The organism is Acetobacterium tundrae (assembly GCF_008086615.1).
Classification (GTDB): Bacteria; Bacillota; Clostridia; order Eubacteriales; family Eubacteriaceae; genus Acetobacterium; species Acetobacterium tundrae.
The window spans coordinates 1-25,559 of record NZ_RXYB01000025.1; the positions used below are offsets into that span (position 1 = coordinate 1).

Below are 25,559 nucleotides of genomic sequence, written 5' to 3' on the forward strand. Positions count from 1 at the left end.
GAAATAAATAGTAAAACTGCTGAAAATGCACGAAAAAACTTGAGATATTTTAACTATGAAGCAAAGGTTATTACTGGAGATATTCAGGACATAGATGATAGTTTTGATGCTGCCATTGTAGATCTTCCATATGGTAATTTCAGCCTTAAAAATGATGAAAATCAATTAAAAATCATTAGGAATGCGATAAGAATTTCAAAAAAAATCGTATTGGCTTCAGCAGAAGATATAAGAGATGAACTCGTACAGGAAAATCTCAAAATCATAGATCATTGTAAAATTGGGAAAAATAAAAATGGTGATTTTTTGCGTTATATCTGGGTATGCGAAGTAGGATAGATGAATTTAGAGGAAAACAAGGACTTGGAAAATAAGATGACAATACGCAATATGATTATAAATAGAGTATTCGAATAGATAGCATTTTACCGAATTATCTTTAGATATTGAAGCTGAAAAAATTAAGTCATCGTTAAGTAGTTCAAATTCAGATGATGCCTTTTGGTAGCCTCAGGGAGGATTCCTTGGGAACCATTAGTGGGCAATCTGATGATAAGGTGTTTTACTTTCAATCGTTTCTATAAATTTTGCAAGTGCGCTAGTCATCAACGTGTCTTGATGTCTGATGAAAAAGGTTTTTGATGTACTGTATTGCGGAGGAATCGAAAATGATTTGAGAAGACCCTTTGTTTCATATCTTTGGATGGCGGACTGAGGAACAAAAGAGACCCCAAGATCCGCCATTACGCCTTCAATAATGAAATCCAAATTATTAAATTCCATGTATCGAATATTGTTTATACCCTCAGCGTTTAGCCATTGTTCAAGATTGACTCGGTTCGGACATCCGATCGTGTTCATCAGAAACGGTTTGGAACAGGCAGTCCGTATATCGTCAGTCTCAGGACTCGAAATAAGCACCAGATTTTCCTCATAGACCAGTTCTTCGACAATATTATCATCGATAAAAGAAGATGATTTTACGAATGCACCGTCAAGCTGAAAATGAAGTATTTTATAGATGAGCTCATCAGTGGATGAGGTGGTGAGTGATAGATCGACGTCAGGATATGCTTTGTGATATTCTGAAAGTATTTGTGGAAGTTGGAGGGAGGAAACGGTGTGATTGGCTCCAATTGCCAAACGACCGGTCGGTTTATCAGAATCATTTAATGCCTTGTGTGCCTCATCAAGCAGATGCAGAATTTGCACAGCATAAGGAAGCAACTTCTCACCAGTCGGAGTTAAAATCATTCCGTGCTTTCTATAAAAAAGTTGCGTTTTTAATTCTGCTTCCAGTTGCTTAATCCGGGCAGTAACATTGGACTGAACGTAACCAAGCATTTGAGCTGCTTTGGTGATGCTTCCCTCCAGTGCAACAGCTCTAAAAATCCGTAAATCATTGCTTTCCATTTAATTCTCCTTGATTGTTGCTATAGTTCTATCATTATACATGATACATAACGATTATAACCATAGTTCTCAACGAATTTCTAATTTTAATTTAAATAGAATGATTTTGCACAAATGCAATCACAAAATGATAACTTTAACAATTCAGAGTATCATTTTCAATGAATTATATAATCATATGCAATCATTTTACATGATATCTTTTTTTCTGTATACTGGCTGTAGTTTAAAAAAATAACAGAAGGGAAGGCAAAGAGCAGTTTAATTTAATTGCTCAATGGTCATTGCATATAATTGTACACTATTTTAAAGAGGAGAAATTTTATGACACAATCATATTCACACAAATGGATCATTCTACTTGTTGTTACACTTGTTTCCTTCATAACGAACGTTGACTCCACCATCGTCATTATCGGCCTTCCAAAGCTGATGCAGGGTCTCAATATATCGATAGAAACTGGATTATTATCGATTACCTCCTATATCATCGCAAGTACGGTGCTGTTGTTGCCGGCCGGAAGATGGGCTGACATTATTGGAACCAAAAAAGTGTTCTTATTAGGTTTTTGTATCTTTACAATCGGGACAGTTCTTTGTGGATTTGCCACATCGGGATCTGTATTGATTTTATACCGGGTAATTCAGGGGACCGGTGCGGCATTGGCATTGGCGACTGCCACACCCATCATTTTAAAGACTTTTCCGGAAAATCAGCTCGGGCTGGCGCTTGGCATCAATGCTACCTCCTGGGTGATTGGTGCGTTGATCGGACCGGTTGCCGGAGGCGCATTAATCGGTAGCTACGGATGGCGTTCCATTTTTTTCGTTACCGTTCCGTTTGCGTTGATTGGAATTATTGGTGCAGCTATCGTCTTAAAGGAAAATGAGACCTTGAAAAAAACAAAAACAGACTGGCTTGGGATACTCACTTTTGGACTGGGCTTGTCAGCCTTGATGGTTGTCCTTTCTAATGGACAATCCTGGGGGTGGGCATCGGCTCCAGCGCTTGAATTATTGGCAGCCGCAATTGTTCTCTGGAGTGTTTTTCTAGTCATTGAACTGCGTATTCAGCATCCACTTTTTGATTTAAGACTGTTTTTGTACCGAAGATATAGCATCGGTTTGGGAATTACATTCAGCTATTGTGTTGCCTACTTTTCAATAACCCTGCTGCTCAGTATCTATCTCCAAGGTGCGTTGCATTTGAATGCCATGTCCGCAAGTTTATTAATGATTTCATTATCAGTACCGCAACTTATTATGGGCCCCATTGGAGGAAAGCTAGCAGATCACTTCGGAGCGGAACGGATGATTGTAATCGGGCTTGTGTTTTTAATGATTGGGATGTTTTCATTAGGGCATCTGGGATCACAGCTGAATAGGCTGTTTGTAGTGATTCCGCTAGTTATCATGTCGGTAGCCAATGGAATAGCATGGCCGTCGATTGCTAAAACTGTATTATCGGCCGCACCGCAGGAACAAGCGGGATCAGCTTCAGGAATGTTCTACACGATTTACAACCTAGGACGAGCCTTAAGTCAAACTCTTGCTATATTGGTGATTGAGATTACTGTCCCACCAGCTATTGTAACGAAAGCTATTGTTGGAATGGCTGATTTCGCGAATTTTCAGGCAAATGAAGATTTGATCCGCTCGATTGACTCCAGCTTTTATTTCTTTATAATCTTCTTCGCGGTAGCATTATTATTGGGACTGATTCTTTTATATCAGAAGCAGAAAGAGATACTCAAGAATAAACGGAAAAGAGAAATCTGCATTTATAATCAAACCGAATAGATAAAACTTGAGTTGTGCAAAAGGGCATCGAATATGCGATTTTGATGGATGAAATTTATGCTTGACTTTTATTTGATTAGGTGCCATACTATCTATAGAAAGTAGGAGATGCCGATTAATATTAACCTAAGAGATATACCAACTAGAGAGCTTTTATTAGCTTATAAAGAGGAAATGAGCGAAATAAACATAACCAATGTTTTGCTTTACTTAGATTTCCAAAAAGTTGCCAGAGATTTATCAAAAAACTACGATTCCTTCATTGAAACGTTTCAATTAACGGAAGCAAAGTTTACGTTAATGATGTTACTTTACCGGGAGAACTCAAAAAGCTTGACCCCTATAGAATTATCTAAAAAAGCAGGCGTTAAGAAAGCAACGATTACTGGCTTATTAGCAGGATTAGAAAAATCTGAATTCATCATCAGAGAAAAAAATATAAACGATGGTCGTTCTACTATGATTGTATTGTCAAAAAAAGGAATAGCTAAGCTAAAAGAGTTTTTACCATATAACTATTTGAAAGCAAATAAAATGATGGATGTACTTTCTGATGTTGAAAAGGAAAACTTACAATTAATCCTAAATAAAATTAAGGGGGACACAAACAATGAATAAAATTGACTACCTTGAACTGGTGCTGAGTTTAAAAAAAACACATACGGAGCTTCTAAATAATGACAATTTGGTTGTTATTGATATTAGAAATGCACCAAAAGAAGTAAAAAAAACAAAGATTAAAGGATCGCTTGAAATACCAGCGAAAGAAATTGCATCAAGATTAGAAGAAATTGATAAATCGAAGGTTGTTGTTGTCTATGACTGGAATGGTGGAACAGACCTTGGGAAAGTAGCACAACTAATATTGTTAAAAAATGGATTCGATGCCTATGAACTTTCAGGAGGTATTGAAGCTTGGGTTGGTATGAGCTTGCCTTTAGACGAGTTATAATATCATCTTATTTAATATCGGTACCGTTATATCTTGTAAACTTAGCAGTTTCTTAATTAACCCATTGTTAACATAATTCAAAGGTTTCATAAAGTTTCAATGCGTATCATCATAGATGTACACAGCAAGTATGCAACAAAAAAATTCTTTTTCTTTTCATTCCTAATATGAAAAAGCAGCGCGCCCTTCACTGGCGCGCTGCTTTTTTATTGTGTGCTTTAGCTTAAAATTAAACTGCCAGTCGGTTTAGCGATAGAAATGCAAATCGGCTGGCAGTTTTGGTTTTTTAATTTTAGTATTTATCTGCGTCAAAATCGTCGAGGCGAATTTGAGGTTCGAAAATTGGCTTTTCATTCTGTTTTTTTGAAACGCTTGGTTCAATTTTGGGTGATCTGGATTTTTTTGAACCATCCAGATTTTTTAATGTGAAGGTGCTGACCATTTGTTTAAGTAGTTCCGCTTGACCAGAGAGTTCTTCACTGGCAGCAGCACTTTCTTCAGCGGTAGCCGAATTGGTTTGAACGACTTGAGAAACTTGATCAATACCCTGGCTGATTTGGGCGATTTCACTGGCCTGATCATTTGATGCCTGGGCAATATTGCTTACTAAATTGGTAACTTTTTCAACTTCTGTTAAAATCTCTTTTAAGCTATCAGCGGTTTCATCTGCAATTTTAGAACCAACGGAAACTTTATCAATGGACCCTTCAATGAGACCGGTTGTTGCTTTAGCAGCTTCGGCACTACGAGCAGCCAGACTACGGACTTCTTCAGCAACGACCGCAAACCCTTTGCCATGTTGACCAGCCCGTGCTGCTTCAACTGCAGCATTTAAAGCTAAGATGTTGGTCTGGAAAGCGATGTCGTCAATGACTTTAATAATTTTGGAAATGTTGTTGGATGAATTATTAATTTCCACCATTGCATGAACCATTTTACCCATTTCGTTGTTGCTTTTTTGTGCGCTATTACGAACTTTAATGGTGACGTCTTTGGCTTCATTTGCGCTGGTGGCATTTTTTTGGGTTTCACTGGCTACTTCTTCAATAGAAGCTGTTAATTGTTCAATCGCACTGGCTTGCTCTGTCGTTCCCTGAGATAAAGCCTGACCACCGTCAGATATTTGCAGAGCACCCACCTCAACTTGACCGGCAGCAATATTAATATCTGACATGGTAGAACTTAAAGTATTGGCGATTCCGTTTAAGGCAAGTTTAATGGCTAAGAAATCTCCCTGATAATCGCTGGTAATATTCTGATTAAGATTTCCCTGACCTAGAGCTTCCAGAGTAAACGTTATTTCATCGACATAACGCTTAAGGAAGGTGATTGTCAGATTCAAATTTTCTTTGATTTTTGCGTGATCACCATGATAATTTCCTTGCATAGAAGTAGAAAGATTACCAGAGGATAGTTCACCCAGAACAACAGAGGCTTCCATGATCGGAGCCAGGATTGAATCAAGGGTTTGGTTAATTCCAGAAATAACTTTTGCGAATTCACCTTTGAATTTGTCAGCGTCACCGCGATTATTGAGGTTTCCATTGACAGCCTTTTCGGCCATGTCTTCAGTTTCGGTTACCAACATCACGATGTTTTCAATCATTTTGATCAAGCTGGGGTTTAAGGTATCCTGATCGCTTCGTTTACCAATAGAATTTAGCTCTTGCAGGTCGCGCATATCACCATTGGCAATATTGTTGGAAATATTGACAATGTGATCAAATCGGTAGTGGACTTCATTAATTGATTTTGCAATTTCTCCATATATGCCAAAGTATTCGTTTTTAATTTTTTCAGTAAAATCATTTACACGCATTTTCCCTAAGATTCGGTTGCCTTCAACAAGAGCGTCTAAACCATCGATGCAGGCATTAATATTATTTTTAAGATCATTAAAATCGCCTTTATAAACATCTGTTATTTTTTGAGGAATTTCGCCTTGTCCAATTTGTTTCATATATATCGTAGAGACTTGGATGGGGTTAATAAAAGCGTCAATGACAGAATTCAAACCTGAAATAAAGTCTTTATACGAACCGGGATATAGATCAGCGTTGCCTCTAAAGTCCAAATGACCTTCACGAGCCTCAGAGGCAATCTCAGATATGCCGTCGTAAAGTTTGTTCATTTGCTCAATGACTGAAATCATCGAGTAAGAAAGAACATCTTTGTCTGATTGCGGTGTGATTTCGACTGAAAAATCCCCTGCTGCCAGTCGTTGAGCTACTTCGGTCTGATCTTTCCGATTAGTAACCATGGTACGGAAAGAGGTGACTAAATCAGATACTTCATCCTTTGTGTGTATATCCGGTACCGTAATTTCAACATCGCCAAGAGCAAGTCGATCCAAGGCATCTTTGATTTTGACGATTGGTCTGATGATTCGGTTGGACATGATAAATCCAATGAAACCACCAAGCGCCAGTATAATCAGCGAAATGATAATGGTAATATTTCGTAAGTTTGTTATCGGAGCCATCAAGTCGCTTTGATAGATGGTGTATATGATTGTCCAATTGGTGCCGGGTATTGGAGCAGCACTGGCAATTTTTGATTCACCATTGTAATCATAATTCAGAATACTGGTTTTTGTTGCGTCCAATTGATTATATGAAGCAGCAAAGCTCACGAAGGAATCGTCTTCAAAAACATTAGTCCCCGATTCAATCAGCGCTCCGGTAGGATGCGCCATCATGATACCTTTATTTGAAATAATGAAGCCGTATTCACGGTTGCCCTTGTCCCCCATATTTGAAACAACATCCTGCATAAAGGTAGGATCACGTCTGCCAATAAGCAGTCCAACGACCATTGCATTGCTTTTTATCGGGACGATTTCATAAAAATTCGCTTTATTTGTGACTTTGCTGAAGCGAACATCAGTAACAGCATTTTGACCATTATAGGCGTCTTTAAACCAGGATGAATCATCAATATCAAATTCACTGCCGCTAATGACATATTTTCCATGACCATTCATGTCAACGACTGCCATATCCTCATAACCCAATCGATTTAAATCTTCTGATAGAACTGAAACCTGGTTATTCCAATCCATCGATTTTACAGAATTCTCCGCAGCAACCTCGTCGAGAGTGGCAAGATTTCCGGAAATAATAGCTCCGACTTGTTTGCCACTGGATATAGCATAGTTTGCCATATCAACATGTGCTTGATTAAGAACGGCATTGGTGCCGATATTAACTGAGATTATACCTAAAGTAAGCACGACTACTGAAAAACCAATAATTACAAATAATGATAGCTTTTTTGCCAAGCCAAATTTAGGTTGACTTGTGGAAATTGTGGGATTGCCATGAGTAACTTGTTCATTTTTCTTCATGAAATAGACCTCTTTCAGTTTGATTGATAATTAAAATTAGATACCAGTGACACAAAGCCTCACTATAATAATTGACAAGCTATTATATAAACATAAGCATAAGCATAATAGATAATTGTGTTGTGGTCAAGCAATTTTGTAACGCCTTGAGCTGCTATTTTCAAAATCAAGACGCGCTTCAAAGGGTGTCAGTTCATTATTGAATGTTTTGTAATAACGCTTCATGGGGGCATTGTCAAAGTCCTCCCTTTGCCTGATTCCTCTTATTATGAATGGTATTAGGATTATCGACAAAACAAGCATATACTTTATAACAATTTATACAGAAAAAATTTTAGGGAAGATGGATGTCTTCCCATTTCCAATAAATCTTCGCGAGGTAACCATTAATCTCTATGTGACGGGGTGTCGCACATGCTTTTTGCTGATACGCCGAAAGATTGCAAATAGAGAAAAGCTGGAAACAGGAGCCACCAGCAAAAAAATCAGCAAATTCACAAACTAAAATAAACGATCCAAGTCCTGAAGAACCTGAATCGTCTCTTTTCTCGGTCTAACATTCATCTAATTCAATAAGACCAGCTAATAAAGGGAAACCTCTGATTCTTTATGCTGCATCTATGAAAATACGTAGTACCATATATTAAAGGGGTATTTGATTTTTCAGAGCTTTCACAGGCACCGTATGTCGCATTATAGAGTTGCTGCGGAAACTGAATTTAAGCAAATATCCTTCAGTTGGTTTTTGTGATACTTGGCGGAGTCCATTCGCCCTTTAAAACTGAATCTTGGGGAAGATAAACCCGAAGATATAAATGGAAATCGCCATCCGTAATTGGCAACCAATTGTTGGATAATGTGGCATCCTCCGGTGCTTGGGTTTGAAGCAAAATATCCAGTGATCCATCTTCATTATAAGTTACCGCGCTGCGGTCGTTAATACTGTAACGATTAATCGGGTTATCGATGAGAAAATTGTTGCTGTCATAGGCAGTAATGGACCAGAATCCCTTGTCTTTAACCAGTGGCAGAGCACCCTTATCAAAATGGATGGTATAGTAATTGGTTCCGGAAAGGGTATCACCATTGCTGTCTGTATTCGCATTGGGATAAATTGCGACCGAAACAGGGTTTGCTCCCAATCCATTGAGCGCAATTAACGCTCGATAATCATATTCTGTTCCAAATTCAGCGACGGGTTCGCCAAAGAATTTCCAATTATTCCAGGTCACAAGAAATTTCTGGGAATCTTTCGTTAAAGTTGACTGCAGGTTATTCATCATGGTTTTCCAATTTGATGCCCCTGAATCTCCCAATACAGATGCATCAAAATGAAGTCCGGGTCCGACGCCGATGACACTGATTTTTTTAATGAGAGCTTCGTCGGCAGCGGTTGGCGGATTAGCTGTCATCAATTCATTGGCCGTATTGAAAAAATCCGTGGGTGTCATGGCCAGTACCTCGTCAACCGGAATAAAGTCATTGTCAGCAGAATAGGTTCCCTGGGGAGGGGTATAGGTTTCTCCCGATAAATAATTTTCCAGGGGGATCAGCTGCATCTGGCTTTGAATGGCATAGACATTTTCAAGATCCGCCTCACCATAGCTGAGAATGCGTCCGATGATCCATCCCATAGTGGTCGGCATAGATACCTGGGTCATGTTCTCGGGGATGTCCCCGGTATAGTTGGGACCCGTGAGCAAATAGGTGGTTTGCTCAGGTGTATCACTGCCGGAGCCAACAATTTTTATGGCATTGGTATAAGCGTCCATAATTTCTCCGGAACAAAATCGGTCAGACTGGGGCATGACAAAAACCATGGCTTTGTCTGAAAGATCCAGAAACGCCTGAGAATATAGGGTATCCGTATTCAGGGTAACCACATCTTTGGCACTGGCATTGGCAAGATTACGACTGTGAAATAATTGATTAATTGGTGCCTGAGTGGTGGTCGGCTCGACAGTATTAGTCATTTTTTCCTTAGTTGCATTAACCATTACCAGCGGGAAAGCATAGACATAGGCATCATAAATAGTGTCCCACTTAGTATCTGTATTTGTTTTATCAGCTGTTTTGTTTTGTGTACATCCCGAAATCAGGCTAAGACCGACCAAAAGACAGAGAAATAAAACGGGCTTTTTCATTTTAAATTCCTTTCGTTCTTACATGACATTTGAATCTTTTGTTTTCGTATTTTCATTATATAATTGAATATATATTCAGTCAATACTGTTTCATATGCAAATTATTGGAGACGTGTTTACCGTTGAGGAAAGGACGAAGGTTTAGGGAGAGTTAGGCACAGTGTGGGGTATTGTTAGGGTGTCGGTAAGATCGGTATTACTTTTTAATTCATAAGATTCTAAAACGTCGATAGTATTTTTGTACAGATCAGATAAAATTTTCTTGTCTTCCACAGAATAAAAAAGCTTGAATATGCCAAGATCATTGAAACAAATATAGTTGAGATGCTGTTCTTGAGCTGTTCTAAGTGCGAAAAGAGCATGTTCATAACTGAAATGGAGTAATAACAGCGATTCGGTGACATCACCAATTCCAAAACAGATAGAGTTACCTTAGATAAGTGCAGATGTATGTACTTATCTAGATTAGCGGCACCATTATATTTTGTAAATTGAGCAGTTCCTTAATTAACCCACTGTTAACATGATTTAAAGATTTTATAAAGTTTCGTTGCTTATTATTATAGATGTACACAACCAGTACACAACAAAAGAATCTCTTTTTCTTTTCATTCCTAATGTGAAAAGGCGGCGAGCCAGTGAAGGGTTCGCCGCTTTTTTAAGCATTTTATTATTAAGTCGAATTGAGGTGTTATAGATGAAAAGAAGTACCGTAAGAATAGTCAAAAATTAGTTAATTAGCCGACAAAGAGTGCATATAATGGATGGTAAATTTAAAAATATCGCGGTACCGCTTTATTCTTTATCGACCAATACTTCGGACAGAACTTCAAAAAGAAAACCTTTTGAAGATGCCAAAGATTCATTGTAGGCAAACATTGCCAATTTATGGTATTCAATAAATCCGTCACTATCTGTATAAGGCTTTAGTCGCTGAAGAAAATAGTCTTCATTGATTTCATCTTCAAATTTTTTTTGAACAGTATTGAATATAGTTATTAATTCTTCTTTAGTCATTATTTTAGCTCCTTTCGAGTTATTTCAACCAGGCGTCATGGTTGAGTTACGGATTGATGAAGTTTACTATTTTACAGTTCTTCTTTCAAACTCCAGTTTACGTGTTTTCCCGGTTGATTATTTTTCCCAGGAATCCAAACGTTAAGTTCTAAATTCTTCAGTTTTTCCATTGACTCAGTGTCGTTTAATTCTTGAGCTTTTTCATAAGCTTTTATCACCCAATTTTTGGTCAGCTTTTGAAAATCTCCGCCTTCAGTTTGAATATAATCATGTCGTATATTCAATTTCCCATCAATCACTTTACTTGAGTATCTTAAGGCCATTTTTAAAACCTCCTAACATTTATTTCTTAATTACTTCTATTATAGCATATCGGTATATGTCAAGGCTTTCCAAAATTAATTTTATTTTAAAAAAAAGAAAGAGATAAGATCCGAGAGCTAGGATGATTTTGTGCAAATCTTAAATGTTTACTATCTTTTCAAAGAAACATATGCAGGTTTTAATACCGCCATGTGTTTTTTTTGTGTAGGAAGTTAATGAGTCAGGATTGCCTGTAAACCACAGAAAAACACGAAAAACGTAGGTCTTGCGGTTAATAAAGATTGCACGGCTTAATTCGATAAACAATTGTAACTTTATATAATACTCCAATATCAAAGAAAAGAAAAGAAGTTTATTTGAAATTTATTCTTTTTTGGCGTATAATTAAGTTTATAAACACTTTAAGTCAACGCTCAATCAGAATTATTAATAAAGAAGCTCTTTAAGATTGCTCAAAATACTTCTATTAACTGATTTGTACCGGGTGATTAAGAAGATGATTTAGAAAATAAAAATTGCAAGGAGTGAAAATATGACTGAACTATTAAATGCAGCAGTTTCACATAAAATTTTTGGGGATGGTACGATTACGGATTTGACCAATGGTTATATTACTGTTTCATTTGACACTTTTGAAAAGAAATTTGTCTATCCAGAGGCATTTAGAGATTTCTTAAATCTCCAGGATTCTGTTATTTCCATGAAAGTTAATAAAGTCATAAAAATTAAGGAAGAACAAGAACTAAAAGAAAAAGAAGAACAGGAACTGATAGAAAAAACAGAAGAAGCAAGAAAAATTCAAGAGAGATTTAATGCGAAACTACATAAAAAAACATCGAAAGTAAAGAAAAAAACAAATGATCGACGTAATCTTGCTTTTAAATGTAATTATTGCAATGGCGGAGAATCACTGACACAAATTGGTTATAATGGAGTTTGCAGTGATGCGGTAATCCAATATAATATCGAAAAGAAACATCTCGTTTCGTGTAGTGATGAAGAAAGCAATTGTCAGAAATACCATAATGAAAAAATGACCAGAGAAGAATTGGATGGTTTAATGGCTGTTGATGAATGTTCCTTTTGTTTTGAGAGCCAGATGCTGAAAAATTGGAAAGCGTCGGCTGGAAAAGTACAATATGGTGAAAACAAGGGCAAGCCCAAGAAACTAAAAAATGTGCAGTACAACAGCTTGGCTTTACTTACCACCAGACTTCCTTCAACGAAAGAAGAAGAACGGATTATTTTCGGTGCATTTTTAATAGATGATATTTTTGAAGGTGATGATGATAATCCCGGGTATGTATCAACAAAATCTGAGTACAAAATTAAGCTGACCCTTGAAGAAGCTCAGAAAATGAAATTTTGGAGTTATTACACCAATCCCAATAAAAAAGATGTTGTTCAATGGGGATCAGGTTTATTTCGTTATCTGAATGATGATCAGGCAATTCAAATTTTGCGTGCTTTGGTTGAGTTAAAAGAAAATTCAGCGGAAGCTCAATTGGCAAAAGACTTTTTAGATCATTTTTGTCAGATTAACCAAATCGATACTGCTGAAGTGCATGAAGAAGTAACGGTTAATCTATAAAGTGATGGACAATAAAAATTAGCCTTGCAGTGTTCAATCAAAACTAAATATTAATAATGAAAAGAGACATTCATCAGTTGCCTGATGGATGTCTTTTTTTAAATAATAACGATTTGACTAGGAATCAAAACCATAGTATAGAGGAACAAAATTTAATATAATTCGCATCAAAAAATTACATTTGATACCGATTGCATCATGGAAAAACCTCTAGTATAATGATTCTAATGATTGGGAAGGCGATAATTATGATGAATACAAAAAACAACCGTAAATATCGGGTATTTAAAAATTTTGTCATGATTTTTGTGCCGATAGCTATTATTATAATCGTTTTGGCTTTTGCTTATATCAATTTGAATATAAATAACGAAAAAAGCATTATAAAGATCAAGCAAGTGCATAATGCTGAATTTGTGGGTACTGATGTAGAATCAATTTTTAATGCAATCCGTTCGGATGGAGATATTATTTTCAATTCAAATGAATTAAAAGACTATATTCATGACAATAGCATGGTTGAAAACAGCAATGAGATTAAAAGAATGTTTTCAAATATGATGATCAATAAAAAAACATATAATTCCATTCGAATTATTAATAACGACGGTTTTGAAGAAATAAAAGTGAACTATGAAAATGCAAGTTCCCAGGCAGCCCAGAATAGTGACTTACAGTATCAAGGGGATCAAGACTATTTTCAGGAAGGAATGAAGCTAAATCAAGACGAGAATTATATATCCCCTTTAGATTTAAGTGTTAACAATTATGTAATCGAGGAACCGAAAAAACCAATTATTCGATTTATTATACCGCTGTTTAATGAAAATAATGAGAGAAAAGGGATATTGGTACTGGACTATCTGGCTCAGGATTTTTTAAATCAAATAGAAAATGATTCGATTAATACCATAGGCATGAAAACAATTTTGTTGAATGAGGTTGGTTATTATTTATTAAGCGATGAAGCCGACAGAAATTTTGCATTTATGTACGATAATAAAAAAGATGTTTCATTTAGACAAGAACAGCCAGATCTTTTCGGTGAAATTCAAAATAATGAATCGGGTTATTTTGATGATCAAACAAATCTTTATTATTATACGTCAATCTATCCTTTAAAAACATATCATGATATTCATTGGACATTAGTTGAGTATGTTCCCTTGAGTGGATTAGGAATCTTAAACAATGAAGACAATAGAATGATTGCCGTGGGATCAACCATATTGGCATTCGTTTTTTTGATCATCAGCCTGATCGCCGCCTGGCTTTTAGTGCAAAAAAAAGAAGCCAGTGAAAGAGAAAAATTAACAGATAGTATATTCAAAAATTCCAAAGAGGGAATTATTATTATGAATGAGGAAGCACGCATTGTTTATGTAAATGAATCATTTTCAAAGATAACCGGCTATTCGGAAATCGACGTAATAGGAAGAAAAACGAGTGAATTCAAAAGAAATGAACAGTTGATTTTGCTATATGAGACGATCCAAAATACCGTAAATGAGAATGAAAACTGGGAGGGCGAAATTATCGATGAAAAAAAAGACGGCACAACATACCCTCGCTATATGACTATTTCTAAAGTGTTTGACAGTAAAAGCCATGAATTAATTAATTATCTGGAGGTTTTCGAGGACCTTACAAGTACCAAAATAACCGAGGAAACCATTAACAAAATTAAAAATTATGATGAAATCACCGAACTTCCAACGCAACTTCAATTTGAAAAAGATATGAAAAAACTCATTAAAAAATTTGATGAGTTCTTCCTGATTATCATAGAAATTACTAACTTCAATACTCTCAATGATAATTTGGGAAAGAAATGCGGAGTTGAAATGATAAAAGAAGCCTCGAACCGCATTAAGACATTTTTAAGTAAGGAGGATATGGTCGGTAAGATTGGCAGAGAGCAGTTTGTCATTGCTCGGGTAAACAGCCGGGACAAACTGAAACTCGATCATTTTATCAATAAATTAATATCGTTTCTACAAGAATCAATTGAGATAGAAGATAAAAAAATATATTTAGATATCGCCATTGGTATTTCGATCTTTCAAGAGCATAGTGCTGATGTGGAAAAATTGATTGAATTTGCTAATATGGCCAAAAATTATGCCATTCAAACAGGCGGCAATACTTATGTATACTATGAAAAGGAAATAACGCATAGTTATTTAGAAAATCTGAAACTTGAAACCCACTTAAGAAGTGCCCTTAAAAAGAATGAACTGAGTTTAAACTACCAGCCTCAGGTTGTGGCAGAAACCAAAGAAATTATCGGAATGGAAGCATTGCTGAGGTGGAACAATGATGAACTTGGAAATGTTGGGCCGGCTCAATTTATTCCGGTAGCGGAAAGAACGGATTTAATTATTCCCATTGGTGACTGGGTTTTAGAAGAAGCGATTAAACAGAATAAAAAATGGATGGTATTAACGAATCGAAGACTGGTGGTTGCGGTTAATCTTTCACCGGTTCAGTTTAAAAAGGCTGATTTTATTGAAGTGATAAAACAATTGCTGGAAAAATATGAATTGCCAGCTGAACTATTAGAAGTTGAAGTAACAGAAGGTATCCTGGTAAAAAACATCGATAGCATAAAATCTAAATTAGACAAAATAAAAGAGTTGGGTGTGAAGGTGTCCATTGATGATTTCGGAACCGGGTATTCTTCGTTAAAATACCTGAAAAGACTTAATTTTGACAAATTGAAAATTGATCGGGAGTTTATTAAAAACTATCCTGAAAGAGATAATGGAAATATTGCCAAAGCCATCATTATGCTTGCCAATCAAAATGGCTTAAAGGTGCTGGCAGAGGGGGTGGAAACAAAGGAACAGTTTAACTTTTTAAAAGATAATGGCTGTGATGAAATTCAAGGGTACTATTTTTATAAACCAATAACGGCAAGTGAATTTGAAAAGATAATTTTGAATGAAAAAAATTGAAAGATAATGATAAATAAAAAACGAGTCTGTTTACAAATGAATAACCGCATGATTGATTAAAACAAATAAAAAGCCACGGATTTTTTTATTTATAAATCTGTGGCTTTTATTATGCCCGAAATTAAATTAAGGATATTAAATTATCAATGTCTGAGAACAAATAAAAAATGCGAAAACACGTTTCTTTTAACTATTTATAAACATTGACGGACATTGTTTTAAAAACAGCATAGACTTCAGTGCCTTTATGAATATCCATTTTTTCCAAGGATGTTTTAGTAATCAGGGCCGTCAGAGGAATGCCGATATCTAGAACAACTTTCACACTATTCTCATCTTTTATTAAATCAACAACCGTTCCTTTATAGATATTTCTGGCACTGCTTGTGAATGATTCCAGACTTAAAATAATATCTTCCGGACGAATGTATAGCTTAACATCGCCCATTAAATCAGTATGAACATGGATAGTTACATCATCAATTTTTACGTAGGCATCGTTATTGTCAGAAAAAACAGTTCCCTGATAATTGTTTTCAGAACCTTTTGATTTTGATAAATAGGCTTCAAATTGAGCTTCAGAAATCCGGAGATGCTTGCCAAGATGGTGAGCATCAAGATCCCCCCGTTTAATCATTTCATAAACAGTGTTTTTGGTTATTCTGAGCTTCTTGCTAATTTCCTCTGGAGTGTATAAAAGTTCTTCAATCATTCTATCACCTTCTTTTAGTTTCTTGTTTCATTATAACCAATATTTGATAAATATAAAAGAATTTAAATATTTAAAATTTAAATATAAGATTATCATCATGGTGGAATCATAATTTATTTGATTTAACCATGATATTGATATATAATCAAACATATTATAACACAATAAAACACAACAAAAGGAGAAAAGAAATGAAAATGTTAAAAAAAGGATTTTTACTTGTAGCGTTGTTGTCGATTGTTTTTGCTATGACCGGTTGTCAAACGGCAACGAAGCAGACAACAACCAGTGCAGCCCCTGTTACGTTGACGATCTCAGCTGCAGCAAGTTTAACTGATGCAATGGGAGAAATTCAGACATTGTACCAGAAAGAACAACCAAATGTAACATTAGCTGTTAATTTTGGCGGATCAGGTACACTTGCCACCCAAATCGTTCAGGGTGCTGATGTTGATGTATTCATGTCAGCTGCAATAAAAGATATGACCACGGTTAAAGATGCCGGTTTATTAGATGAAACCACGATGAAAAATTTACTCGGCAATGAATTAGTTCTGGTTGTACCGAAAGATTCAACAACAACGATTACTGATTTTGCTCAAGTTACTGATCCTTCTATCGCATCAATCGGTCTTGGCGAACCAACAACCGTGCCAGCCGGACAATATGCCGTTGATGCTTTTACGTATTATAATGTAATGGATCAAATCTCGGATAAAATTGTTTATGGTAAAGATGTTAAAGAAGTTTTGAATTGGGTTCAAACAGGAAATGTGGATGCCGGCGTGGTCTATTCAACAGATGCAAAAGCATCGACTGGAGTAAAAGTAATTGCAACAGCAGCAGCAGCTTCTCATAAAGCCATTGTTTACCCCGCAGCGGTTATAAAGGCAAGTAAAAATGCCGATGCAGCAAAATCTTTTGTCGATTATTTAAGCAGTGATGCAGCAAAACAAGTATTTGTGAAATATGGATTTACGACTCTATAAATAACAGAAGGGAGGGATTAGTATCAATTTTGATTTTTCACCAGCATGGATTTCAATAAAAGTCACTGTAATAGCGACAATTATCATTTTTTTTCTGGGCCTGGCGATTGCCTGGCCGATGTCAAATTATAACGGAAAATGGAAGGGCGTCATTGATAGTGTCCTTACCCTACCCCTTGTTCTGCCGCCAACGGTAGCAGGGTTTGGAATCCTCTTATTGATTGGAAAAAGAGGACCCATTGGTCAATTTTTAAGTCTCTTTGGAGTCAACATTATTTTTTCATGGTATGCAGCAGTTATTGCCGCGATTGTCGTGGCTTTTCCCCTGATGTATAAAACAACGATGGGAGCTTTTGAACAGATTGATACGAATATTATAAGTGCGGCCAGAACATTGGGTGCTTCAGAATGGAAAGTTTTTTGGCAGGTTGTGGTTCCGTTGGCCAGGCCAGGAATCGCCGCAGCGACGGCATTATCATTTGCACGATGTTTAGGAGAGTTTGGGGCGACCCTAATGGTTGCGGGAAGTATCCCCGGGAAAACAGAAACAATTCCAATTGCAATTTATTTTGCTACTCAGGGTGGCCAAATGGATGTTGCCATGATTTGGGTAGCCATTATTTTTGCAATTTCATTAACCGTTCTGGTGATTAACAACTATTGGACTAGTTATAAAAAGAAAGGGCGGTATGGTGTCGGAGGGTGATTAAATGGATTTCTTCGTTGATATAAAAAAGAAACTTTATGAATTTGAACTTGATGTAAAACTTGAATCAAAGAGAGCTGTTATTGGTATATTAGGTGCTTCCGGCTCTGGAAAAAGCATGCTACTACGTTGTATCGCTGGGTTGGTAAAACCAGATGAAGGTCAAATTATTGTTAACGGGAAAATATATTTTGATGCAGAAAAAAAAATAAATCTGCCCATTAGGGATCGGAAAACCGGCTTTTTATTCCAGAATTATGCTCTTTTTCCAAATATGACCGTAAGCGAAAATATTGCCTTTGGATTGGATGATTTATCAAAAGAGGATAAAAAAAATAAAGTGGCTGAACTAATGGAAAAATATAATTTGGATGGCCTCGAAAAACGCTATCCCACCCATATTTCAGGTGGCCAGCAGCAACGTGTCGCGCTTGCCCGGGCAGTAGCGGTTAAACCTGATATTTTATTGTTAGATGAGCCATTCTCAGCCTTGGACGTACACCTTAAAAATCATATGATGCGAGAAATGGCGGAATCTTTAAAAGATTTCCAGGGAATGACCCTTTTTGTTACCCATAACAGGGATGAAGCCTATCAGCTGTGCGAGAACATCGCGGTTTTTAACGCTGGAAAAGTTGAAGCATTCGGGGAGAAAAACGAGTTATTTCAAAGACCGTTTTCCCTGGAAACAGCAAAGATCACGGGGTGCAAGAATATCGCAAAATCAATCAGGTTATCAGAAAACAGGGCTGAAGTTCCTAAATGGGGTGTCAAACTCAGATCAAACATGAAAATTGAGACTGAAGAAGGCTATCTTGGAATAAGAGCCAATCACATTAAAGTCGTTGCTGACTGCACCAAAGAAAATTGTTTTAAAGTATGGATAGCAGATGAAACTGATGGACCATTTCGGACATCATTATATTTAAAATTTGGTTCAAGACCGCAGAAACTGGATGACTTTCATTTTCAATGTGAAATGAGCAGGGAAGAGCGAAATGAAATTAAAGATCCTTCAGAACCGATTTGCGTTTATCTGAATCCCAATTATTTATTTTTTATGAAAAAATAAATAAAACCGAAATAAATGGACTGTTACCAACTCATTATTCAATTTGAGCTTGGCAACAGTCCATTTTTGGATGATAGATCAAGAAGTATAAAAATATAAAATAAACACAAAAAATATCGATGAAAAATTCATTCGCGGGTATGTAATAAAAATAACACAATTTTAGAAATTTATTTTGAGCGATAATGATAAAAATGCAAAGGTGGGAGAGAGAGAAAATGGAAGATAATATCGAAAAAGTGTTAAGTATGAAAATTGAAGATACCGCGGTATTTGAACAAATAATGGCGGAATTTCTTCATATCGAAAGTTTCGAATCAACAGCGGTTAATCAAAAAATAATCAAAGATACCTATTACGACAATGCCAACAAAGATTTATTTTTAGCCGGGTTTGAATATTCTATTCGTAAAGAAGAGACCGGCAGCCTTACGATCCTAAATCAGCGCAATTTAAAGAAGCAAATCAATTTCATTCAGGAAAAAAAAGAGTGGCGTCTCAGAATTGAAAAATCGGCTCCCAATAATGCTTTTTCAAAAGCGGATTCCATTAAAAAAGTACTGGAAAAAGTTGCCGGCGGCAATGAATTAGCGATTATCTTTCAAAGCTCATTTACCCGAAAAAAAATAAATTTACTAAAGGATAATGAAACCTGGATTGAAATTGATGGTGATCAGGGAGAAATATGGATCGATGATTTAAAAAAACCGATTTTTCAATTGCAATTTAAACTAAAAAATGGAAACATCATCGATTTATTGAAATTGGCTTCAGTAATCATTAAAAAGTATAGCTTAAAGATTGATCGAAAAAGCAAATATGAGCGGGGATTGGAGCTGTTGGGAATTGATTTGGAAGAGGGGCATCCAAAAGCACAATTGAAAATAAAACAAAAAGATTGTACTTCAGATGTGGTACAGAAAATTCTGGAATTCTGTATTAATGAGATTTCAAATGCTTATACCTATTTTTCAACGCATTTAGAAGATCCGGAAAGCACCCATCAAATCAGAGTTAAGATAAGGAAATCACGAGCTATCCTGGCATTCTTTAAGCCGCTTTTTGAAGATGAAAAATATGGTGGACAACAAGAAAAGTTAAGAAAAACCGGGCTGGAATTTTCTGAATTAAGACAATTGGATGTTATCTTGGAAGAAATAGAGAAAATGGAAAATACCAGCATTATTCCCGTTGATGAGCTGGCTTTTTTAAAAAACAGACTCATTGGTAAACGTAAAGAGGCATTAATAACATTATCCGCTTATTTGCAGCATAATTATTTAACCTTGACGGTTTTGGATTTTTGGATCTGGCTTTTGGATGAACCTTGGTCGGATTCTGCCTGGTTAGATTTATCGATTGAAAAATACATCGACGAGGAACTGAAGCGGTGGCTCAAAAAGGTTAACAAAGGCATGAAAAAAATGGATGTGAAAAACCAAGAGAACATTCATAAAGTTCGGATCAGAAGCAAAAAACTGCGATACATAATGGAACTGCTGTCACCAATTTTAGACAAGAAAAGCAAAGAATTAATTGCTGAATTTGAAAATATTCAAGATGATTTGGGATATTTTCACGATGTATATATGAACAAAGAAGTATTGGAACAATTATTGGCAGAAAGTGCTGAAAAACAGTTGCACTATGAAGCCGGCATCATGATCGGCTGGCTGACCCTGCAGGGAAATATAAAAATGGAAAAATATCGGTAGTGTCATCTGGCGGTTGGGTAAAGTTTGGAAAAGGGTGATGTTAATTGTTAAATAAATAACTTTACAGCTAGCTTGTCAAGTGTAAAGTTAAGTGCTATACTGCTAAGAAAGAATTCCTTGATTAGAAGCAGGAGGCAGAAAAAATTGGAAAGTGTTCTATCAAAAATTGAAAGACTGAAGAATGAAAAAGATGCCGTCATTTTAGCGCATTATTATGTTAATGACGACATTCAGGCAATTGCTGATTATGTGGGCGATTCCTATTACCTTAGTAAAGTTGCCGTTGAAGTGCCTCAGAAAGTCATTGTTTTTTGTGGCGTAACTTTTATGGGAGAAAGTGCAAAAATCCTGAATCCGGGTAAAACAGTTATCATGCCCGAAGCAGGAGCAGATTGTCCCATGGCTCATATGGCATCCATTGAAAAAATTAAGGATGTCAGAGAAAAACAGGATGATCTAGCAGTTGTCTGCTATATCAATTCAACCGCTGAAATAAAAAAATATGTGGATGTCTGTGTTACTTCATCGAACGCGTTAAAGATCATAAAGGCATTGCCGCAAAAAAATATTTACTTTGTTCCGGATGAAAACTTGGGAAGATATGTGGCAAGCATGATCCCGGAAAAGAATTTTATCTTCAATGACGGATTTTGTCATGTCCATGACGAAATAATGATTGATGAGATTGAAGAGGCTAAGGCCGCGCATCCTAAGGCAAAAGTATTGGTGCATCCCGAATGTACCATGGTTGTCATTGCTTCCGCCGATTATGTGGGGAGCACTTCCGGTATTATCGATTATGCCACAGACAGCGATGCGGAGGAATTTATTATTGGCACTGAGATTGGCATTTTGTATCAATTAAAGAAAAAGAACCCAACTAAAAAATTTTACACCGTTAATTCTGCCCAGGTCTGTCCCAATATGAAAAAAATCACCCTGAAAAAGGTGGCTTTTGCTTTGGACAGGATGATTAACCAAGTGGAAATAGATGAAGAAACAAGAATTAAGGCGGTAAAATCACTGGAAAAAATGCTGGAGCTGTCAAAATGATGATGAGCGAAATGAATAAAAGAATCGATATCATTGTTGTTGGAACGGGAGCATCGGGTCTCTTCTATGCACTTAATATGCCGGCGAACAAACAGATTTTAATGATCACAAAAACAACAGTGGATGCCAGTGATTCTTATCTGGCCCAAGGCGGTATTTGTGTGTTAAAAGGAGAAGCTGATTACAGCAGTTTTTTTGAAGATACATTAAAGGCAGGCCATTACGAAAATGATAAAGCTTCCGTGGATGTAATGATACGGACTTCGCCAGAAATTATTGAAGATTTGATATCGCTGGGAGTTGAATTTGAAAAGAAAAATGGTGAATTTGCCTTCACGAAAGAAGGCGCCCATTCAAAGGCCAGGATTCTTTATCATGAAGATATGACAGGTAAAGAAATTACCGGCAAACTGCTGGCTCAGATTAAAAAAAGAAAAAACATCACCATCCTTGAAGAAATGACCATGGTGGATTTAATCTGTGAAGATAATATGTGCTCCGGTGTTGTGGCATGCGATAGAAAGGGATATATTAACCTATTTGAATCGGATTATGTCATTTTAGCTTCCGGAGGATTAGGCGGATTGTTTGACAGTTCCACCAATTTTAGACATTTAACCGGGGATGCCTTGGCAATTGCTTTAAAGCGAAAGATCGAGCTGGAAAATATCTCCTATATTCAGATTCACCCCACCACCCTGTACTCTCAAAAGCCAGGCCGACGTTTTTTAATATCGGAATCCGTTCGCGGGGAAGGGGCCGTTTTATATAACCGAAAAATGGAGCGCTTTGTGGATGAACTGCTGCCCAGGGATTTGCTTACTATGGCGATTCGGGAGCAAATGGAAAAGGATGAGAGTAATTTTGTTTGGCTTTCGATGAAAGCGATGGGAAGCGAGAACATTAAAACCAGATTTCCTAATATATACCAACATTGTCTGGAAGAAGGATATGATGTCACCAAAGAATGCATACCCGTGACGCCAGCGCAGCATTACTTTATGGGTGGAATTAAGGTCGATTTGGACAGTAAAACATCCATGAAACATTTATATGCGATTGGGGAAATCAGCTGCAATCGGGTTCATGGCGCCAATCGACTGGCCAGCAATTCACTTTTGGAAAGTCTCGTGTTTGCTAAACGTGCAGCGACGCATATTAGCAAAAATTACGAAAGCGGCAAACAAAACAAGCCTTATGTCAATACCAACGAGTTTAAAGATCTGGAACAATTAAAAATAGATTATAAAAAAAGCATCTTAGCTGAAATCGAAAGGAGTAAAGTTATTGAATTATTCAATCACACAAAAGCTTAATATGGACAACCTGATATTACTGGCACTAAGAGAGGATATCACCTGCGAGGATATCACGACAAATGCCATCATCCCCGAAGGATCCCGAGGACAAGTGGAACTCATCTGCAAAGAAAATGGCATGATTGCCGGACTCGATGTTTTTCAGCGGGTATTTGAACTTTTGGATGACACCGCCGAAATGAAACGAAATTTCGAAGATGGCGAAATGGTAAAAGCAAATGATCAGGTCGGGGTTATATCAGCAGATACAAGAACCCTTCTTTCAGGAGAACGAACAGCCCTTAATTATCTGCAGCGAATGAGCGGTATTGCAACATATACACAAAAGGCGGCAAAACACCTGGCTGGAAAAAAGACCAAACTGCTGGATACCCGGAAAACAACTCCAAATATGAGAATATTTGAAAAGTATGCTGTAAAAGTCGGTGGCGGCGATAATCATCGTTATAATCTTTCCGACGGAATCCTGATTAAAGATAACCATATCAACGCCGCCGGAGGGATAAAAGAAGCCATTGCGGCGGCAAAAGAATATGCGCCATTTGTCCGCAAGATTGAAGTAGAAGTAGAAAATTTAGAAATGCTGGCAGAAGCACTTGAGGCAAAAGCGGATATTATTATGCTTGATAATATGGATACGGTCACAATGAAAAAGGCGGTTGCGATCATCGATGGCAGAGCGATAACAGAATGCTCAGGGAATATGACCGCAGAACGATTGCAAGAAATAGCAGAAATCGGCGTCGATTTTGTATCTTGTGGGGCGTTGACGCATTCCGCACCAATTCTTGACTTATCGATGAAAAATCTTCAAATATTATAAAAGGTTGTCATCGGTTCGATATGTGATAAAATACTAGGTAAAAGAAGGGAGTGTGAATGATGAAAAAAGAAAAAAGACAGCAGGATATTATAATAAAACTGAGAGCATCTGAAGCTCCTGTTTCCGGAACCGCTTTGTCGGAAATATATCATGTCAGTCGACAGAGCATTGTTCAGGATATTGCACTTCTGAAGGCATCAAACTATAATATTATTTCAACAAATAAAGGCTATATTTTAGTGGAGCCCCCTGCCAAACAAAAAGTATTTAAGGTCTGTCACACCAATGAAGAAATTGCTGATGAGTTGTACACCATTGTTGAAGCTGGCGGGTTGGTGAAGGACGTTTTTGTGATGCATAAAGTTTATGGAAAAATCCAGGCGGATCTCTCTTTGGCGTCACGTGAGGATGTCGATGCTTTTGTGGCTGGTTTGGATGAAAGAAAAACAAATCCCTTGATGAAGCTGACCGATCGCTACCATTATCACACGGTAGAAGCCGCATCAGATGAAATACTTGAATTTATTGGAGTGAAACTAAAAGAAAAGAGCTTTTTAGTGGAGACCGAGTGAGTCGCAGATAAAAATCGGGTATAGTAATAAAGACATTGAAAAGGAAGCAGACATCTGGGTCGGCTTCCTTTTTTTAAGTGCTGTAAGTATTACTGGAAGTCATTAAAAAAATAGAAAAAATCATTGAAGGGTGGTAAAGAATATGGATAAGGTAGAATGCCTGTTATGTCCACATCACTGCAAATTGAATGAAGATGGTATTGGCTTTTGTCGGGCCCGAGTTAATCAATCAGGCACGATTACTGCTTTGAATTATGGGTTGATTACCTCAATGGCGTTGGATCCGATCGAAAAAAAACCACTGCGTCGTTTTTTCCCCGGCAGCAAAATTTTGTCGGTTGGCAGCTTTGGATGCAATCTGCGTTGTCCCTTTTGTCAAAACTATGAAATTTCACAGGCTGGATTTGAAGAGGCTTACGCTCGGAAGATGAGCCCGGAAAGCTTGATAGATGAGGCGTTGTCACTTAGAGATCAGGGCAATATCGGCGTTGCATATACCTATAATGAACCCTTGGTGGGCTATGAATTTGTCAGGGATTGTGCAAAAGAGGCAAAAAAAAATGGGCTCAAGAATGTGGTGGTAACTAATGGGTGCTTTTGTGAGGAACCAATGCGGGAATTATTGCCGGATATTGATGCTCTGAACATCGATTTAAAGGGATTCACCCAGCAGTTCTATGACAAATTAAAGGGCGATCTGGAGACCGTGAAACGGACCATTCAAATAGCCACTGAATATAGTCATGTCGAAGTAACCACCCTGATCGTTCCCGGAGAGAATGACAGCGTTGCGGAAATTCGCGCTTTATCAAAATGGCTGGCCTCGGTGGGCAAAGATATTCCCTTCCATCTAACACGGTTTTTTCCGAATTATAAAATGCTTGATCGGGATGCGACTGAGGTTGCTGAAGTTTATCGACTTGCGGAAAAAGCCCGGGAATCTCTGGAGTATGTTTACGTGGGAAATTGTTAAAACCACGAAAAATGACAAACCGTTATTTCGGTACTGGCTGTTTTCTTGAATTGGATGCTACCGCTTACTAACGGCATGCTA

General features: G+C 37.1%; 21 protein-coding genes. 15 read left to right on the plus strand and 6 right to left on the minus strand.

Annotation, left to right across the window (positions count from 1 at the left end):
* On the plus strand, window positions 1-339 hold a 339-nt coding region (locus FZC40_RS17205), incomplete at its 5' end, for a TRM11 family SAM-dependent methyltransferase (protein ID WP_420534742.1).
* A 195-nt stretch (window positions 340-534) separates the two neighbouring features.
* Here FZC40_RS17205 and FZC40_RS14880 read toward each other — a convergent pair.
* Window positions 535-1,413, minus strand: coding sequence for a LysR family transcriptional regulator (locus tag FZC40_RS14880; protein ID WP_148605771.1), 879 nt, complete (start codon window positions 1,411-1,413; stop codon window positions 535-537).
* Window positions 1,414-1,737: 324 nt separating this feature from the next.
* Here FZC40_RS14880 and FZC40_RS14885 point away from each other — a divergent pair, with 324 nt between their 5' ends.
* From FZC40_RS14885 to FZC40_RS14895, 3 genes are all read left to right on the plus strand, one after another.
* Window positions 1,738-3,213 (plus strand): MFS transporter, encoded by a 1,476-nt coding sequence (locus FZC40_RS14885; RefSeq protein ID WP_148605773.1) that lies wholly within the window; start codon window positions 1,738-1,740, stop codon window positions 3,211-3,213.
* 108 nt (window positions 3,214-3,321) lie between these two features.
* Window positions 3,322-3,831, plus strand: a complete 510-nt coding sequence (locus FZC40_RS14890) for a MarR family winged helix-turn-helix transcriptional regulator (protein ID WP_148605775.1) — start codon at window positions 3,322-3,324, stop codon at window positions 3,829-3,831.
* Window positions 3,824-4,165 carry a rhodanese-like domain-containing protein gene (locus FZC40_RS14895; protein ID WP_148605777.1) on the plus strand — a complete coding sequence of 114 codons (342 nt, stop codon included), beginning with the start codon at window positions 3,824-3,826 and terminating at the stop codon, window positions 4,163-4,165. The genes FZC40_RS14890 and FZC40_RS14895 overlap by 8 nt, the downstream gene beginning before the upstream one ends.
* Window positions 4,166-4,457: 292 nt before the next feature.
* On the opposite strand, the gene FZC40_RS14900 is transcribed toward FZC40_RS14895, so the two are convergent.
* The 4 genes from FZC40_RS14900 to FZC40_RS14920 form a co-directional block, all read right to left on the minus strand.
* Complete coding sequence (locus FZC40_RS14900; protein WP_148605778.1) at window positions 4,458-7,511, minus strand: methyl-accepting chemotaxis protein; 3,054 nt, start codon at window positions 7,509-7,511, stop codon at window positions 4,458-4,460.
* A gap of 734 nt (window positions 7,512-8,245) precedes the next feature.
* Window positions 8,246-9,655, minus strand: a complete 1,410-nt coding sequence (locus FZC40_RS14910) for a DUF1254 domain-containing protein (RefSeq protein WP_148605783.1) — start codon at window positions 9,653-9,655, stop codon at window positions 8,246-8,248.
* A 795-nt stretch (window positions 9,656-10,450) separates the two neighbouring features.
* Complete coding sequence (locus FZC40_RS14915; RefSeq protein WP_148566522.1) at window positions 10,451-10,672, minus strand: hypothetical protein; 222 nt, start codon at window positions 10,670-10,672, stop codon at window positions 10,451-10,453.
* Window positions 10,673-10,743: 71 nt separating this feature from the next.
* Window positions 10,744-10,995: a hypothetical protein gene (locus FZC40_RS14920; RefSeq protein WP_148605786.1), complete on the minus strand. Its 252-nt coding sequence runs from the start codon at window positions 10,993-10,995 to the stop codon at window positions 10,744-10,746.
* Window positions 10,996-11,528: 533 nt separating this feature from the next.
* On the opposite strand from FZC40_RS14920, the gene FZC40_RS14925 reads away from it, so the two are divergent.
* Together FZC40_RS14925 and FZC40_RS14930 are read left to right on the plus strand one after the other, a co-directional pair.
* Window positions 11,529-12,587 (plus strand): hypothetical protein, encoded by a 1,059-nt coding sequence (locus tag FZC40_RS14925; protein WP_148605788.1) that lies wholly within the window; start codon window positions 11,529-11,531, stop codon window positions 12,585-12,587.
* A 248-nt stretch (window positions 12,588-12,835) separates the two neighbouring features.
* Entirely contained in the window at window positions 12,836-15,544 is a 2,709-nt protein-coding gene (locus FZC40_RS14930) for a bifunctional diguanylate cyclase/phosphodiesterase (protein WP_186843812.1), read from the plus strand.
* 190 nt (window positions 15,545-15,734) lie between these two features.
* On the opposite strand, the gene FZC40_RS14935 is transcribed toward FZC40_RS14930, so the two are convergent.
* The gene (locus tag FZC40_RS14935; RefSeq protein ID WP_148566513.1) at window positions 15,735-16,256 is read right to left on the minus strand and encodes a helix-turn-helix domain-containing protein; all 522 of its coding nucleotides are present in this window, start codon (window positions 16,254-16,256) and stop codon (window positions 15,735-15,737) included.
* A 191-nt stretch (window positions 16,257-16,447) separates the two neighbouring features.
* On the opposite strand from FZC40_RS14935, the gene modA reads away from it, so the two are divergent.
* From modA to amrS, 9 genes are all read left to right on the plus strand, one after another.
* Entirely contained in the window at window positions 16,448-17,245 is a 798-nt protein-coding gene (gene modA, locus FZC40_RS14940; protein WP_148605792.1) for a molybdate ABC transporter substrate-binding protein, read from the plus strand.
* A 22-nt stretch (window positions 17,246-17,267) separates the two neighbouring features.
* A complete protein-coding gene (modB, locus tag FZC40_RS14945; RefSeq protein ID WP_148605794.1) occupies window positions 17,268-17,951 on the plus strand; it encodes a molybdate ABC transporter permease subunit in 684 nt (227 codons plus the stop codon).
* Between the two features lie 4 nt (window positions 17,952-17,955).
* Window positions 17,956-19,023, plus strand: a complete 1,068-nt coding sequence (locus tag FZC40_RS14950) for a sulfate/molybdate ABC transporter ATP-binding protein (RefSeq protein ID WP_148605796.1) — start codon at window positions 17,956-17,958, stop codon at window positions 19,021-19,023.
* A gap of 218 nt (window positions 19,024-19,241) precedes the next feature.
* A complete protein-coding gene (locus tag FZC40_RS14955) occupies window positions 19,242-20,738 on the plus strand; it encodes a CYTH and CHAD domain-containing protein (RefSeq protein WP_186843811.1) in 1,497 nt (498 codons plus the stop codon).
* A 144-nt stretch (window positions 20,739-20,882) separates the two neighbouring features.
* The gene (gene nadA / locus FZC40_RS14960; RefSeq protein ID WP_148605801.1) at window positions 20,883-21,791 is read left to right on the plus strand and encodes a quinolinate synthase NadA; all 909 of its coding nucleotides are present in this window, start codon (window positions 20,883-20,885) and stop codon (window positions 21,789-21,791) included.
* Window positions 21,791-23,107: an L-aspartate oxidase gene (locus FZC40_RS14965; protein WP_420534743.1), complete on the plus strand. Its 1,317-nt coding sequence runs from the start codon at window positions 21,791-21,793 to the stop codon at window positions 23,105-23,107. The genes nadA and FZC40_RS14965 overlap by 1 nt, the downstream gene beginning before the upstream one ends.
* Window position 23,108: 1 nt before the next feature.
* Window positions 23,109-23,933: a carboxylating nicotinate-nucleotide diphosphorylase gene (gene nadC / locus FZC40_RS14970; RefSeq protein ID WP_148605822.1), complete on the plus strand. Its 825-nt coding sequence runs from the start codon at window positions 23,109-23,111 to the stop codon at window positions 23,931-23,933.
* 56 nt (window positions 23,934-23,989) lie between these two features.
* Entirely contained in the window at window positions 23,990-24,505 is a 516-nt protein-coding gene (locus FZC40_RS14975; protein ID WP_243135841.1) for a transcription repressor NadR, read from the plus strand.
* A gap of 142 nt (window positions 24,506-24,647) precedes the next feature.
* Window positions 24,648-25,478, plus strand: a complete 831-nt coding sequence (gene amrS / locus FZC40_RS14980; RefSeq protein ID WP_148605803.1) for an AmmeMemoRadiSam system radical SAM enzyme — start codon at window positions 24,648-24,650, stop codon at window positions 25,476-25,478.
* Window positions 25,479-25,559: the final 81 nt, after the last annotated feature.

What these genes read in the sequence shown, in the direction of transcription:
- FZC40_RS14975 (WP_243135841.1), top strand. Translation starts at nt 23,990, where the DNA reads ATGATGAAAAAAGAAAAAAGACAGCAGGATATTATAATAAAACTGAGA.
- FZC40_RS14920 (WP_148605786.1), bottom strand. Translation starts at nt 10,995, where the DNA reads ATGGCCTTAAGATACTCAAGTAAAGTGATTGATGGGAAATTGAATATA.
- FZC40_RS14890 (WP_148605775.1), top strand. Translation starts at nt 3,322, where the DNA reads ATGCCGATTAATATTAACCTAAGAGATATACCAACTAGAGAGCTTTTA.
- FZC40_RS14900 (WP_148605778.1), bottom strand. Translation starts at nt 7,511, where the DNA reads ATGAAGAAAAATGAACAAGTTACTCATGGCAATCCCACAATTTCCACA.
- FZC40_RS14935 (WP_148566513.1), bottom strand. Translation starts at nt 16,256, where the DNA reads ATGATTGAAGAACTTTTATACACTCCAGAGGAAATTAGCAAGAAGCTC.
- FZC40_RS14895 (WP_148605777.1), top strand. Translation starts at nt 3,824, where the DNA reads ATGAATAAAATTGACTACCTTGAACTGGTGCTGAGTTTAAAAAAAACA.
- modA (WP_148605792.1), top strand. Translation starts at nt 16,448, where the DNA reads ATGAAAATGTTAAAAAAAGGATTTTTACTTGTAGCGTTGTTGTCGATT.
- FZC40_RS14910 (WP_148605783.1), bottom strand. Translation starts at nt 9,655, where the DNA reads ATGAAAAAGCCCGTTTTATTTCTCTGTCTTTTGGTCGGTCTTAGCCTG.
- FZC40_RS14965 (WP_420534743.1), top strand. Translation starts at nt 21,791, where the DNA reads ATGATGAGCGAAATGAATAAAAGAATCGATATCATTGTTGTTGGAACG.
- FZC40_RS14950 (WP_148605796.1), top strand. Translation starts at nt 17,956, where the DNA reads ATGGATTTCTTCGTTGATATAAAAAAGAAACTTTATGAATTTGAACTT.
- FZC40_RS14885 (WP_148605773.1), top strand. Translation starts at nt 1,738, where the DNA reads ATGACACAATCATATTCACACAAATGGATCATTCTACTTGTTGTTACA.
- nadC (WP_148605822.1), top strand. Translation starts at nt 23,109, where the DNA reads ATGGACAACCTGATATTACTGGCACTAAGAGAGGATATCACCTGCGAG.
- FZC40_RS14915 (WP_148566522.1), bottom strand. Translation starts at nt 10,672, where the DNA reads ATGACTAAAGAAGAATTAATAACTATATTCAATACTGTTCAAAAAAAA.
- FZC40_RS14880 (WP_148605771.1), bottom strand. Translation starts at nt 1,413, where the DNA reads ATGGAAAGCAATGATTTACGGATTTTTAGAGCTGTTGCACTGGAGGGA.
- amrS (WP_148605803.1), top strand. Translation starts at nt 24,648, where the DNA reads ATGGATAAGGTAGAATGCCTGTTATGTCCACATCACTGCAAATTGAAT.
- FZC40_RS14930 (WP_186843812.1), top strand. Translation starts at nt 12,836, where the DNA reads ATGATGAATACAAAAAACAACCGTAAATATCGGGTATTTAAAAATTTT.
- FZC40_RS14955 (WP_186843811.1), top strand. Translation starts at nt 19,242, where the DNA reads ATGGAAGATAATATCGAAAAAGTGTTAAGTATGAAAATTGAAGATACC.
- FZC40_RS14925 (WP_148605788.1), top strand. Translation starts at nt 11,529, where the DNA reads ATGACTGAACTATTAAATGCAGCAGTTTCACATAAAATTTTTGGGGAT.